Annotated in this window: 19 protein-coding genes and 2 pseudogenes; 2 read left to right on the top strand and 19 right to left on the bottom strand. The window is 38.8% G+C overall.

Annotated features, from left to right (window positions below; translation table 11 throughout):
- Positions 1-238: 238 nt before the first annotated feature.
- Positions 239-652: a hypothetical protein gene (locus tag GPK81_RS03700; RefSeq protein WP_118050892.1), complete on the top strand. Its 414-nt coding sequence runs from the start codon at positions 239-241 to the stop codon at positions 650-652.
- A gap of 92 nt (positions 653-744) precedes the next feature.
- Here the strand turns inward: GPK81_RS03700 and galT are convergent.
- The 18 genes and pseudogenes from galT to GPK81_RS03615 all read right to left on the bottom strand — a co-directional run bounded on the left by galT (position 745) and on the right by GPK81_RS03615 (position 10,994).
- Positions 745-2,233: pseudogene (gene galT / locus GPK81_RS03695) on the bottom strand (UDP-glucose--hexose-1-phosphate uridylyltransferase).
- Positions 2,227-2,577: a DUF2500 domain-containing protein gene (locus GPK81_RS03690; protein ID WP_158526443.1), complete on the bottom strand. Its 351-nt coding sequence runs from the start codon at positions 2,575-2,577 to the stop codon at positions 2,227-2,229. The pseudogene galT and the gene GPK81_RS03690 overlap by 7 nt, the downstream one beginning before the upstream one ends.
- A gap of 1 nt (position 2,578) precedes the next feature.
- On the bottom strand, positions 2,579-2,758 hold the full coding sequence (locus GPK81_RS18465; RefSeq protein WP_092072164.1) for a helix-turn-helix domain-containing protein: 180 nt from the start codon (positions 2,756-2,758) through the stop codon (positions 2,579-2,581).
- A gap of 425 nt (positions 2,759-3,183) precedes the next feature.
- Entirely contained in the window at positions 3,184-3,279 is a 96-nt protein-coding gene (locus GPK81_RS18630) for a hypothetical protein (protein ID WP_179963059.1), read from the bottom strand.
- 27 nt (positions 3,280-3,306) lie between these two features.
- Positions 3,307-3,786, bottom strand: coding sequence for a DUF3592 domain-containing protein (locus GPK81_RS03675; RefSeq protein ID WP_215706562.1), 480 nt, complete (start codon positions 3,784-3,786; stop codon positions 3,307-3,309).
- A gap of 61 nt (positions 3,787-3,847) precedes the next feature.
- A complete protein-coding gene (locus GPK81_RS03670; RefSeq protein ID WP_215706561.1) occupies positions 3,848-4,042 on the bottom strand; it encodes a nucleic acid-binding protein in 195 nt (64 codons plus the stop codon).
- Positions 4,043-4,122: 80 nt separating this feature from the next.
- Complete coding sequence (locus tag GPK81_RS03665; protein ID WP_119199756.1) at positions 4,123-4,503, bottom strand: DUF4825 domain-containing protein; 381 nt, start codon at positions 4,501-4,503, stop codon at positions 4,123-4,125.
- A 92-nt stretch (positions 4,504-4,595) separates the two neighbouring features.
- Complete coding sequence (locus GPK81_RS03660) at positions 4,596-4,928, bottom strand: DUF1648 domain-containing protein (RefSeq protein WP_215706560.1); 333 nt, start codon at positions 4,926-4,928, stop codon at positions 4,596-4,598.
- Positions 4,929-4,987: 59 nt separating this feature from the next.
- Positions 4,988-5,176, bottom strand: a complete 189-nt coding sequence (locus GPK81_RS03655; protein ID WP_055056116.1) for a hypothetical protein — start codon at positions 5,174-5,176, stop codon at positions 4,988-4,990.
- A 58-nt stretch (positions 5,177-5,234) separates the two neighbouring features.
- Positions 5,235-6,212 carry a hypothetical protein gene (locus GPK81_RS03650; RefSeq protein WP_215706559.1) on the bottom strand — a complete coding sequence of 326 codons (978 nt, stop codon included), beginning with the start codon at positions 6,210-6,212 and terminating at the stop codon, positions 5,235-5,237.
- Positions 6,213-6,297: 85 nt separating this feature from the next.
- Positions 6,298-6,501, bottom strand: a complete 204-nt coding sequence (locus GPK81_RS18625; RefSeq protein ID WP_420314364.1) for a PF20097 family protein — start codon at positions 6,499-6,501, stop codon at positions 6,298-6,300.
- 100 nt (positions 6,502-6,601) lie between these two features.
- Positions 6,602-6,934, bottom strand: coding sequence for a DUF3784 domain-containing protein (locus GPK81_RS03645; protein WP_059085790.1), 333 nt, complete (start codon positions 6,932-6,934; stop codon positions 6,602-6,604).
- Between the two features lie 386 nt (positions 6,935-7,320).
- Positions 7,321-7,578, bottom strand: coding sequence for a hypothetical protein (locus tag GPK81_RS03640; RefSeq protein WP_252196593.1), 258 nt, complete (start codon positions 7,576-7,578; stop codon positions 7,321-7,323).
- Positions 7,579-7,592: 14 nt separating this feature from the next.
- Positions 7,593-8,096: a hypothetical protein gene (locus GPK81_RS03635; RefSeq protein ID WP_195656589.1), complete on the bottom strand. Its 504-nt coding sequence runs from the start codon at positions 8,094-8,096 to the stop codon at positions 7,593-7,595.
- Complete coding sequence (locus tag GPK81_RS03630) at positions 8,056-8,745, bottom strand: hypothetical protein (protein WP_114001685.1); 690 nt, start codon at positions 8,743-8,745, stop codon at positions 8,056-8,058. Before GPK81_RS03630 ends, GPK81_RS03635 begins: the two co-directional genes overlap by 41 nt.
- Before the next feature lie 70 nt (positions 8,746-8,815).
- The gene (locus tag GPK81_RS03625) at positions 8,816-9,469 is read right to left on the bottom strand and encodes a hypothetical protein (RefSeq protein WP_173899946.1); all 654 of its coding nucleotides are present in this window, start codon (positions 9,467-9,469) and stop codon (positions 8,816-8,818) included.
- An 18-nt stretch (positions 9,470-9,487) separates the two neighbouring features.
- Positions 9,488-9,940, bottom strand: a complete 453-nt coding sequence (locus tag GPK81_RS03620) for a zinc-finger-containing protein (RefSeq protein ID WP_055066318.1) — start codon at positions 9,938-9,940, stop codon at positions 9,488-9,490.
- Positions 9,941-10,031: 91 nt separating this feature from the next.
- Positions 10,032-10,994, bottom strand: a complete 963-nt coding sequence (locus GPK81_RS03615; RefSeq protein WP_110925766.1) for a S1 RNA-binding domain-containing protein — start codon at positions 10,992-10,994, stop codon at positions 10,032-10,034.
- Between the two features lie 287 nt (positions 10,995-11,281).
- On the opposite strand from GPK81_RS03615, the pseudogene GPK81_RS03610 reads away from it, so the two are divergent.
- Positions 11,282-11,491: pseudogene (locus GPK81_RS03610) on the top strand (transposase); the annotation flags it as partial.
- A gap of 994 nt (positions 11,492-12,485) precedes the next feature.
- On the opposite strand, the gene GPK81_RS18620 reads toward GPK81_RS03610, so the two are convergent.
- A partial coding sequence (locus GPK81_RS18620) for a winged helix-turn-helix transcriptional regulator (RefSeq protein WP_330627504.1) occupies positions 12,486-12,957 on the bottom strand: 472 nt, incomplete at its 5' end.

Here is a 12,957-nt window from a genome sequence, read left to right as displayed (position 1 = left end):
GGGATTTTTCATCCTAGACTGATTCATGACAGCACCTAATCAGATCTCACTTATTTTCTTCTGTACAAAATCGCTTCTCTGTTTTCTCCTTCTGTCCGGCCGGATTGTACACGTGTTTGTTTTACACTAATTAGATGCAGATACAAGCAAATCGGTTCTCATAATAATAAATTTTTTCTTTCTATCGAATTTTCCTGGTTCATTTGATAAAATGTCCTTATCTGACAGGAGGGGATTTTTGAAAAGAGTATTTGATAGTCCTTTTTTGAATAAAGCTGCACTGGTGCTGATCTGGCTTCTATTAATGGGCGGGACATTCTTTTATGCCAATAAAAACTATTTTCTTTACCATGAAAATCCAAATTTAATCAAAGCAGACGGATATTATCTTTATAATTTTGGTAGTCCGCGTCATTATTACTGGGCACTGCCTGTTAAATTCACCCATGAAGGCAAAGTATATCATTCTCAGCTTCCTTTAGATATACGCGATGAAAGTTCATCCTGTACTGTAGATCTTCGCATTTACATACCGGCAGATTCTTCTGGCAGTGCATTTACATTCCGAAACAATATCACCATTCCTGCACTATGGAGGATCTTTATTTTTGTTCCACTGTTACTTCTTCTTACATCCAAAAGAAAAGCCTAGGAAAGTTTCACACCTTTTTCATCATCTTCCTTTTAAAAAATGGGAGGTTTCACTTACCTCCCATTTCCCAAAGAATCCTTTTATTTCAATTTTTATAATGTTTCAAGAAAACGCATGAATGCTTCTCTTCCCTCGGTCGTACATTTGTATACTCCTGCATCTTCCAGAACATGGGTAAATACGATTCCAATCTCTTTCTGAAGAATGCCATGGATGTTTTCTTTTGTGATTTCCGAATATTTCGGAAGGAACTTCTTAACCCACTCTGCATGTTTCTCAATCTGCTCATTTGAAGAAATATCTTTGCCTTCAAGAATATACTCTTCCAAAAGTTCCATCTCACCTTTTAATCTGGCCGGAAGAACTGCAAGTTCCATAACTTCGATCAGACCGATATTTTCTTTCTTAATATGATGATATTCTGCATGCGGATGGTACACTCCCAGCGGATGTTCTTCTGTTGTGATGTTGTTCCTTAATGTCAGATCCAGTTCGTAGGTATCACCTACTTTACGTGCAATTGGTGTAATTGTATTATGTGGTTCTCCATTGGTCTCAGCATAAATAAATGCTTCTTCATCGGTATAGCCTCTCCATACTTCCAGCACATGTGTTGCCAGATCTACCAAACGGTTGGAATCTTTATGCCGAATACGAAGCACAGATAATGGCCATTTTACAATTCCAGCCTCTACATCTTCAAATCCCGGAAGTATTACATACTGCTCAATTGGTGCTTTTGCCATTGCAAATGTATAATGTCCACCCTGGAAATGATCATGGCTTAGGATCGAACCACCTACGATCGGCAGGTCTGCATTAGATCCAAGGAAATAATGTGGAAACAGTTTTACAAAATCAAACAGTTTAATAAATGCATTTCTCTCAATTTTCATTGGCGTATGCTGGCAGTTAAATACAATACAATGCTCATTGTAATACACATACGGAGAATACTGGAAGCCCCAAGGAGTATCATTGATCATGATCGGAATAATCCTGTGGTTCTGCCTTGCCGGATGATTAACACGTCCCGCATATCCTTCATTTTCCGGGCAAAGAAGACATTTCGGATAGCTTCCGGATTTTACATTCCTTGCCGCGGCAATTGCTTTTGGATCTTTTTCCGGTTTGGACAAATTGATGGTAATATCAATCTCACCGTATGGACTGTCTACCTTCCACTTTTGATCCTTCTCTACGCGATATCTGCGGATATAATTGCTATCCTGACTCAGTTTATAAAATAATCAGTTGCTTCCTTTGGGCTTTCTTTATATTTATCCCAGAATTCTTTTTGCACCTGGCCCGGACGCGGCATCAGACAGTTCATTAATCTGGTATCAAATGATCCCGGTATACAATACTGTCTTCGATCAGTCCTCTTTTTACAGCTTCGTCCAGCAATTCGCCCAATGTTGCTTCAAGATTAACAGGTTCCTCAATGCTGTCCGGTTTCTCATAGTCATCCTCATGAAAAACGTCCAGCAGAAGATTTGTTGTGTAATTTCTTTCACATTCTGGTGTCAGACCTGTTGTAATCCCATACTGTACCAGTTTTGCAATGCTTTCACTTAACATTTTTCTTCCTCCTGTGCTTCACTTTTAAATTTATATTTTTGGTAACATATATACCGATTTCCCTGATAAGTCAGCATACCTCGATCGCCTTTTTCCAATTCACGAAAATCTCCCTGTTGCATTTGAAATTCCATCAAACTTCCATCTGTCATCTCAAATACAACGCGAAACCAAGGTACATGTGATTCAGACTGCATATGGGTATAGATTCCTTGCTTCTTTTCAACTACAGTCGCATCAACAGATTCAACTGCCGCACTGCTGTTATTGCCAAAACTTAACAACATTTTGGTAAATACAAACATCATGATTATGAGTGCTGCTATACAGATTATAAATGCCATCCTATTTCTCCATTCCAGATATTTCATCCTGGGTCTGACTTATATATTGTTCATGATAAAGATTCCGGTATTCCCTTGACGTTACTTTATATCTTTCACGAAATACCCTGTTAAATGTCCTTTGGCTCTCAACTCCTGCATCCAGGCAAATGTCTGTGATGCTCTTACCAGTACATTCCAATTAATCTCCTGCAAGTTTTGTCTACTTTTTCTTCCCATTTGGCAAGTAATATACGTCTTCTGATATTATAATGTGCTTGTAAGATAAAGAAAGGAGGAAAACGAAATGAAAAGATTTAAAGCATACGTCAACTACCTCATGAACTTCTATGCCAACTACTTCAGAATTTACCGCTATATGTAAAGGACATTCCTGCCATCACAGGAATGTCCAATACGGAAACCCAGTTTCAATGGTTTCCCTTATTATACTCTAATTTAGTTGCATTTGTACATGAACAGGATTATCGAAAACATAGACAAAATTGAACAGAATTATGAAAATACTCTTACCACTTTTTTGATTTGTAAACCACTTATTAGCAGACGGATCCGCCAATGCTGAAAACGGATAGGCCGTTTTCCTTTCAGCTTTCAATTTGTCCATTAATAATCTCTGAATTTCCATACATCTGATGGATTTGCATTTTTCATCCTCAGCATTCTTTGAAGCTGCTCTTCTGTAAACCACAGATCGTGCAGTATTTTCCGAAATATAGAGGCTAGATATCAGACCGCTTCATTGCAATTATAAACTGTTGATTTACCAAGATTATTTACATATACGGTAATCAAGTCACCTTTTTTAAGATCCGGATTTTCCCATACCAAACGGCTTTTGTGATAATACACTTTATCATGATATGTAAAACTATATAAAATCCTGTATGGAATCTGTCTTCTATATCTTGTGTATTTTTGCAAATATACTTTTTCTACCAAGCCCTTCACTTTTGTACCATTTTCGATTAATTGTAAATGTAATTTATCAAGCTTTGCAGTATAAATTCCCAGAGCAGCACTTATTATACACAAAAGCACTCCCGTTATAGAAAACACAGTTCCCAACATGTCTGGATTCTGAATGCCTGAGTTTACTGCTGGTTTTAATATCCCAAGAAAACTTAAGACACCGGAAACAAGAAAGAATATTCCTATCCAAAAGAAGATAACTCTCAATAAATCTTCTGTATAGTTAAGTTTTTTCATATTTATTTTCTCCACAAGCATTCCATCAAAATTTTTTATCCTGTTTCAATCATATCTAATTTTACTTCAATTTAGTTAAATCCTCTAAATACATTTCTGTATGTCCACACTCTGGACAGACTGCAACTTTAACATCATCTATAGTTGTCGTTTTTTGTTTTTCATCTACATCTACAACGATCCCATAGCCACCGCTATTAACTTTAAGTCTTAAATCCGCTCTCATGACTGTTCCACACTTTTCACATTTTCTCATTGCTGTCCTCCAAATATATGTTTCGCTTTCCTATTTTTCTTACTATATAATAGCAGACAAAATATTAACCACTGAATGATCTACCGTTCATACGATGCAATGATTTCCTTACTATCCGCTATTTTATAATCAAGCGTTTCCAAATTACCAATCAAATCAAATGTCATATCCGCATTAGCTTGCAATTCATCTTCAATCTTAACTGCAGACGGCTCAACTTTTAGAAATACTGTTAATCCATAAGGCTTCGTTTCAGACTGTATCTGTATGCTATCATAAGAATATCCTTCCGGATACTCTTGCCCACTTACAATATTTATAACATTCGAAGAATCTCCTACATAATCTGTCTTGTACTGTGACAGGTCAGGAATCTCGTACAGTTCTTCTTTTCTGCCACATGCAGAAAGCAATATTGCTGATACCGTAAATAAAATAATTGGAATTACTTTTTTCATCATAAACCAGCTCCTCTTCACACTTTGATATAAAACAGCCTGCCCAATGAACCAGAAACTGCCATATATTTGCTTCTTTATTTATAGATCAGCCTTTAAACAAACGAAGCATAAATCATAAAAATTTCTGCAATCAAAATAATTCCTAAAACACAATCAATCATCAGGTTATATTGACCAACTGTTAGCCAAGTTTTCGAATGCATCAGAACATACTTTACACTTTTTATACCACTCAAGATTGTAACAGCCAGAAGGAGTATCGGCATTAAAAAAATTTCTATCTTATTACCAAAGTCATCTGCGACTCCATTCCCAGCAAAGTGAACGGGAATAATCTCCGGTAAGAAAAAGAAGCTTATTATCGCAATCGCAATGCCAGCGATGCAAATTCCCCATGTTAATTTCCTGCTGCTTATACCATCCATAACAGTGCCTTCCTCTCATATGTCAGATATTGGTACTTACTCAAAGCCCTCTAATAAGCTTACTTTTTGAGCAATTCTATAACAACCCAGCATGTAGCTATTGTTTGCATCAGAAAAACGAAATCACACACATATTTCATTCCAAATTTCATAGAAGAGCTCCCAATCAATCCAAAACCTATGCAAGTCGCACCTATGCTGAATATCAAAGCCAGAATACAAATAAGTACCTTATATTCTTTTTTCATATCCCTTTCCTCCCACATCTACATTAATTTGTTGATAAAGATTTAAGGTTCCATATTTCTATTTTACATGAAGAATATGCTGCCTTGCCTCATCCGGAACGATATCTAATAAATATGTTTCCTTAGAAGAAATTTTTTCAAGAAACTCATCCAGTAAATTTTCTTCCTTACCTTCTGCTATTGGCAGAAGTTCCTTATACAAAACCGTAGGAATTCCAATAGAATACTTTTCTTCCTCATATACGAGAGAACCAAATGTCCAGTATTCCTGTTCCTCTGGGCCTAATTCCACAATCAACTCAACAATCGGCAAATAATGATATATTTGCAGGAAACTTAAATTGACTTCAATCTGTTCCATTCCACCCTCTGGGTCTTTTTCCGTTATCTCTATTCTCTTTCCTGTTACGGTCATTACAACTAAAGAATTTTTTGGAGGTTTTCCATTTATCTTATCTATTGATTTTGCTTGAATATAACCACGTTCCATAGCATTTGAATCATAAGCGCTATAACCTTTTGATTCGAAAACACCATAATAACGGTTCGAATTGTTTATTGCTATTAGATCCGGTGATTTGTATGTAGTTTTACCATTAGCTGAAAGAAATTGATATTTTTCTATGGGCGGCTGTGAACTGAGTTTTAATACCATCGATAAGTGAACCATATACTCATAACCATATTTTTTCTTTCCCAGTACAGTGATAAGTATCATTCCAATCCAATAATTAATTGCACCAATTTCTGTACTATCCAAATAGACTTTTCTTGCAGGATCGAATAAAAGTTCTCCGTTTGGCAATAAAGCAACATATGTTTCAAACAGTTTAATTTTGAAATATATCTCCTCTTTACGATTTCTTTTGTTCGCCTTGTTCAAATATATATCTGGCATCCCAGCTGACACAATAGCATCCATTAGTTCCACTCCGGTAAATGACAATGTTCCATTGCTTCTTTTATTGTGGTCAGAAATTTTTCCAGGTTCCAGATACAACTCTATATAGTAAATATCTCCACGTTTTATCTTCATCGCCTGATTCCTCGCAATTAATCGTATTCGAATTCAATTGGTTCCCATCTCTACTTAAAGCATATTTTTCAAAGAATTGAAAATCTCAATATTCGTAAGAGACAATAATCTTTCTGCAAAAATCACAATTATAGGCAGCTATGCGGTCTCCAGATATCCTTGCTGCCAACTCTGGATCCGTATTTAACCGCAAACTCTCAGAGCCTTCTTTCCACTCCAGTCCTGCCCCTGGACCAACCGCATGCAACTGACCCTTTCGCATTTTTCCTTCACAATATGGACATCTCATATTCACGTCATCTCCTTTAAGTAATTAAAGTTCCTCTTGTTCCCGAGAATTATCCTGTTCCTGGATAGCTTGTATATCTTCTTTCGAATATAATTTTTGCCTAAATGTTCTTTTCTATTTTTTCTCGTTTCATACGTTCTTTCATCAATAAAACAAATTGAACGGTCCATATTACACACGCTGCAAAACATCCGATTCCACTGTATAATAAATCTATGGCTGCACCGGCTACAAATGGCAGTGCCATCCACATCATCCGATTTCCATATACTCTGCACATTTCTTTTTCATCATACTGTTTTCGTTCTTCCGTAGATTTCATATTATAGCCAGACAAAAATGCAGCGGCCTTTCCATTTGATTTTACAAAACTGATTCCAAATAAAAACATAATCACTGCCATTCCCAAATCAAAGATAACACAGATTATCATTGTAGACACCTCACTTCCCACTCTGGCTATCAAATAAAAAAAGCCAAACACAACAGTAAAACTTATTATGTTTGGCTAGGTCAACTTGTTATTTTTTTATCACTTCTTATGGTTGTATTATACTATATATTTCTCTATAGTAAAACAATTTTTTATATTATTTTTTATTTTAATATTATATTTCTACTATCATCAATTTTTCAGATATTTTCAACGCATAAACAATGCTATTAGCTACAATATTTCTGGAAAATCCATCATAGGTTTGTGTTGCCACAAAGAAACGGCGGCTCTGAAAATCAAAGTCGCCGTTCTAAATTGTCTGCTTTTTCTTTTGCCGTCGTGCGGCAGATAATCAATTCATTCTATTTTGAACTTCTTTTATGCTACCTGATGTCTGCAATAGGAATGAATCGCCAAGAATGTAAACACAAATAATTCAATTCCTGCCGAAATCCATGCGGTGTCCGGAAACTCATTCCACCGATATTCAGATAATTGAAATTTGCAAACTGATAAAGGAAATTGTTCTGCATACCAATTCCGGCAGATGGAAGTATGGTAGAGAGCCATGTTGCTCCCACCGCCACATAAGCAAAAAGCGGCATGAGAAGAACTACAATAGAGATCAGCAAAACTGTCAATGGATCTCTTCCTCTTATATTTCTTCGTTTCCCCAAAAAGTCCCGTTATTGAGTGCTGCATCCACCCGGCGGATTCCTACCAGCTTCTTTTCATTTATGCCAAAATAAAACCGATAGCGTTTTCCCTCCAAAACTTTTACATTTTTATCCAGCAAAAGTTCACTCTGCCGTCCGGCCGGATCACTCACCCGGATTTTCCGTAATCTTGCAAAGGGATTTTTCCCGTCTATCCCGGTTACCAGCCCTTCCACGATTTCATAGGTCTTTTTATCCGCGGTGCGGAAAATAAGATATGTTCTTATAAACCCGATAATCCCAAGCAGGAAAGACCAGAAAATAAAAGTTTTGTCTTTCATCCATGTTCCCATAAATGATCCGAAAAGCAGGATAAAAAGAGACAGGATACCATATCGCTGGATCCTGTCCTTAAAAAAATCCGGTATATTCTGATAACGTGTTCCAAAATCTTCCAAGCATCTATACAGCCTGTGCCAATACGGATGTTCCGTTTGCTTCAAGGCAGTCCTCCCTTCTTATGTTGTCGATCACAAGCTGTTTCTTATAGTAAAGCTGCGCTACACGGCTTATAAATTCCCGTTGTATCTGTTCCTGGAGGGAATCTGTTAAATTGGGTTCCCTGCTTTTTGCCTCTTCTTTTAAACATTTCAGGTGGCAGGAAACATCCCCTTCTCTTTGAAGATAGGAAAGTAGCTGGTATTCCTCTTCTGTAAGCAGCGGCTTTTTAAAAGCCCTCAGTGAAAACTTCAGTCCTTTTCCCATGGAAAGGGCTTCCATAAAATGCTTCATGCGTTCTGTCCGTGAAAAGGCCATGGGAGCCATGACTGACCGGCTGATAATGCTGTATACAGCTTCCTCTCTGGTACATCCTTCTGTCAGCACAACCAGGCCCCGCTTTACCAGACGGTTCAGACAAAACTGAAAATCCTCTTTGTCCGCCCATTCCTGTGCCTGTTTTTCTCCAAGGCTAAATACAAGAAGACGATGCATCTGGGAGTGGACCTTATCCTCTTCACAGAAAGACCAGGTGAGCGCAGCCCACAAAATAGTTTCCATTTCTGTAAGTACTTTTTCTTCCCCATCTACCCAGACACAAAACCTTCCATCTGCATCATCTTTTTTCATTCCGATTGCTGTATACCATCTCATGACATTTCCTCCTTGTCATTTTCACTCTTTCTAATCTCTGCTTCTGATCTGTTTTCTTTCATATAACTTGTTACCCATACATCATTTCCAGGAGTTTTGGAAGTACATACCCCAAAAGCATGCCTGCTGCCGTACAGATTCCGATATTCGGCCGCCGCAGTTTCCATACTTCCTGTGTTTTGGTCCCGATAATCCTTGTTCTTCCCGGTACGATCCACCTGAGTTTCCGATAAAACTCCATGAATCCCTGATTGTCAAAGCCAAATGATCGTACACAGAAAACATCCCGTTCCTGTTCTTCTTCATCCAAAAGGAAAAAGCTTTTCTGTTCTTTCCCTTCTTTTCGGATCACGATATAAAATTCCGGAATTCCCCGTCTGGTTCCTTCTACGATCTTATCCATCTCATCGTAAAAGATCCTGCAGGACTCATATTTTCCGTTTTTTTCCGGCTGGCAGACTGCCAGGCTGTCCTCTTCAAGTGCCATATAACAGTTTTCTGCCTCCATGATCCTCCGGCTGATTTTTATGGCCTGACGAAGAAGCAGGATTATCGCAAGTGCCAGTGCAGTACACAAATATACAAGATCCCAGCATCTTTTCTGGTATATGAAAAAGTATGCGCTGATTCCCTCTGCCACACTGCATATTGCTGTCATAATAAAATACTGTTCTTTAAGGTCCATCAGATGATATACATCATCTTCTGTCGCCTGTAGTCTCAAGGGCATCCATCCTTTCCGTCATGCCACGCTTATTTTATCCGGGGATTTCTTTTTCTCCTCTCGGCTTTTTATATAGTCTGTACATTCCCGGATGGTCTGTTCACACAGGTAATAAGAAAATTTCCCGATATGTGTGTCCTTTTCCCGGAGATTCAAACGGTTCTGAAGCCAGATATATGTGCTGTGTTTGGTCATATAACCATTTTTCCAGATTGCATCCAAAGCTCTGTGTGCTTCGATCCGCTTATTACGCAGATTGCTGTCAGCCATGGTTCCCATGGGACGCATACTTTTTTTGTGTGCCCCAATGTATGAATCACAGGAAGGATAGCCGCTGCATACATACAGGTATTTCTCCGGATCCAGGTTGTTATCCCCATAGACATAAGCTGCAGGCCTAAGTACCCCGGGTCTTTTGCAATATGGACAGTACAAGGTTTCCCGCATCTGTTTTTTCTTCTTTTTTGCCATCTGACGTCACTCCTTTCCATCTTTATCTCCGATGTTAAAGAAATTCCTTTTTCTGTGTCAACAGAATTCTTTGAAAATCATAAAAACATTTTCAGGAAGCTCTTTTGATAAGCCTTGTGATAATGCCTTCTGCCACTTCATAGTTGTCGTTGATGCGGGTCACCACAAATCCAATCTTATCTTTCTTTCCCGGAAGTGCGGACATATTGCAGGAATGTGCCACGGCATTGACTCCGATATCAAGGCGGATAAAATAGGTTCCCTTATAGACTTCCGTAATGATCCCTGTATATTTTCCCTGTTTATGGCATTTCCGGAGGTTATCTTTATTGATATTGGCTGTCGGACTCTTTGCATCCACTTCTATAATGATCTGGTCAACAGAGCTTGCTTCCACCTTATTGACCATGACCAGCACCAGATCACCTACCTGGAATTTTTCTCCGGCATCTACCATCCACTCCCAGGCCATGTCCCTGGCCCGGACAGATACTTCTACACCAAAGACTTCCAGGCGGACTGCTTTGGGAGCTACCGCGATCACCCTTGCTTCTACGATCCTGCCTTCATAGAGCATTGGTTTTTCTGTATCTTCCCCAAGGTAAAAAGTCTGTCTCTTTTTAAGCATTGCATCTTTTCTGGATGCTACAACGCTCCGGCTCTTGTTATCCAGATCTTTGATGATGAAATCAATATCACAGCCGAGCATGTTGTTAGCAATACGGACCTGACGGTTTAAGGTATCCGCGTTTTCACGCCCGTCTCCCTGAAGGTTGATCATCATTTCATTCATTGGGATAATGATCCGAAAGCCATTAAAGTATGTAACAGCAACCATCCATCCACTCTCCAGTTTTTCAATGCCCCCGAGCTGGCCCGTCAGGATCTTTCTGGTACGATGTGCATTCAAAAGCTGATGCCATCTGGCTTCTTCCTGTTCCTCCATGCTTTCAACCTGCGCGTCTACATCGATTGTCAAAACACCATCGTAGACTGCACGCGGAACATCTTTTTCCCCGTTTCCCGCCAAAACTGTTTTTTTGGTATCCTCCATATACTTCCTCCTGTTCTTATTTATTTTTTGTCTTCTCTGCTCCATCCAGAAAACTCCTTTTCCTCCGGTACTCAGGAAAGACAAAAGAAGACACAAAAAAAGCAGCCCGTTTAAAGCTGCTTTCTTCATGCCTTCTTTTTACAGATACCATTCTATAATACATGGAATTCTATGTCAATATTACCTCGATTGCAATAGTGTCGCATATTGATTCCTTTTATGAAGCCTGTACGACAGAAGGATTTGGTAACACTAAGAACTGCCAGATTCCTGTGTCCTTATAGAAAATTCCATCTCATGGAACAGATGTTAATTCCATTATGCGGGATATGATGTCTATCATTTTGGAAGGCGCCATTGATCAGGAACTGGATGAAGAACTGGGATATTCCAAATATGATTATCGAAATAAAGAAACCGATAATTCCAGGAATGGACATTCCCAGAAAACGTTACATACCAGTTACGGAGATATGGAGATTGATATTCCAAGGGATGCCTTCTTTCATCAGCATAATCATTGTATCAGGATAAAGTTCACAAAGTATCCGCAATACGTTCCCATAAGTTCATGTCATTATTAGAATCGTACATATTTCAGTGTAAAAAGTTCACTATTCAAATTCTGATTATTTATAGTTAATATGTTCTATCAAAATGACTATTTTCTTTTTCATTATTTAATTTAACAAAACAATTCCTATGCCAAAAGGCGGAGTTCACTTTACATTTTCCCCACTAAAGCTGAACAAGTCGAACTCTGTATATGATATTATCGTATACAGGAATATGTTTTGTTTGGTGTATCGAAGAAAATAAAAGTAACGGCATTGTATGTTACGAAAGTGATATACAGTGTCGTTATTTTTATGCTATAATGCGGATATGAATTTAACAAATCGGAATTGTGCGCCCAGACAAGGGCGAGTAGTCTAGCAGGTGGAATGCCTGTCTGGTAAGGTCTAACCAACCGCCAGTAGCGAGTCCTGGGTGACTGCCAGTAATGGTAGTTGCTAAGCGTAGACAGCGAGAAAATAGAGAGTGTGATTGAGCCTCGAAATTTTGATATCTAGAAGGCTGACGTTTTAATTCCAGCGGAAAGCAACACAAACCAAATCGTCATGGTAAGAAATGGTTTGCTTCTGCGGGGTCAAAGAGCACTTTATGTTTTACATTGTGACTATTCAGTCAACTGGGGAGAGCCTGTTGTTTCTTGTCATTGCAAGTATGGCAAACAACTGCAAAAGGGAGAATGCCAAAAGAACAGCAGGCAGTCGGATAGCTTCATAGTACTGAAGAAGTTGGGTAATGCCAATGGAGGGAAGGAAGCTACATAATAATGGTCTTTCTGAGGACACATCAACCGTACTCAGGGACGGAGGTATTGATGGAAACAAAATTGGAAAGAATAGCAGAAATATCGGCAAGTTCGCCGAGACCAGAGTTCACATCGTTGTATCATCTAATCAATAAAGAAATGCTTCTGCAATGTCACAAAGAATTAGACGGAAGTAAGGCAGTTGGTATGGATGAGATTACGAAGAGAGAATACGAGAGGAATCTGGAACAAAACATAGATGACTTGGTAGAAAGATTGAAAAGAAAATCATACAAACCACAGCCATCAATTAGGGTATATATCCCTAAAAGCAATGGAAAACTTCGACCATTGTCTTTTTCGTGTTTGAACCCCCAAAGCATGATCTGATAAAAAATCGGCATCAGGTCACGGCCCCGCTCGGTGAACGAATACTCTACATGAGGCGGGATTTCATTGAACTGTACCCGGTTGATGAAACCGTCCCGTTCCAGTTCCCGCAGGGAGTTGGTCAGCATGGTATTGGTGATGCCCGGAAGTTCCTTTTTTAAGGTGCCGAAACGGGCCGTATCATGGATGCACAGCTCATAGAGAATCTGTGTTTTCCACTTTCCCTGAAGCATCAGAAGCAGCGGCGTGACCGGG

It is taken from the genome of Blautia sp. MCC283, assembly GCF_018785565.1.
In the GTDB taxonomy this organism is placed as follows: Bacteria; Bacillota; Clostridia; order Lachnospirales; family Lachnospiraceae; genus Blautia_A.
This window is presented reverse-complemented; position numbering and strand designations above follow the sequence as displayed.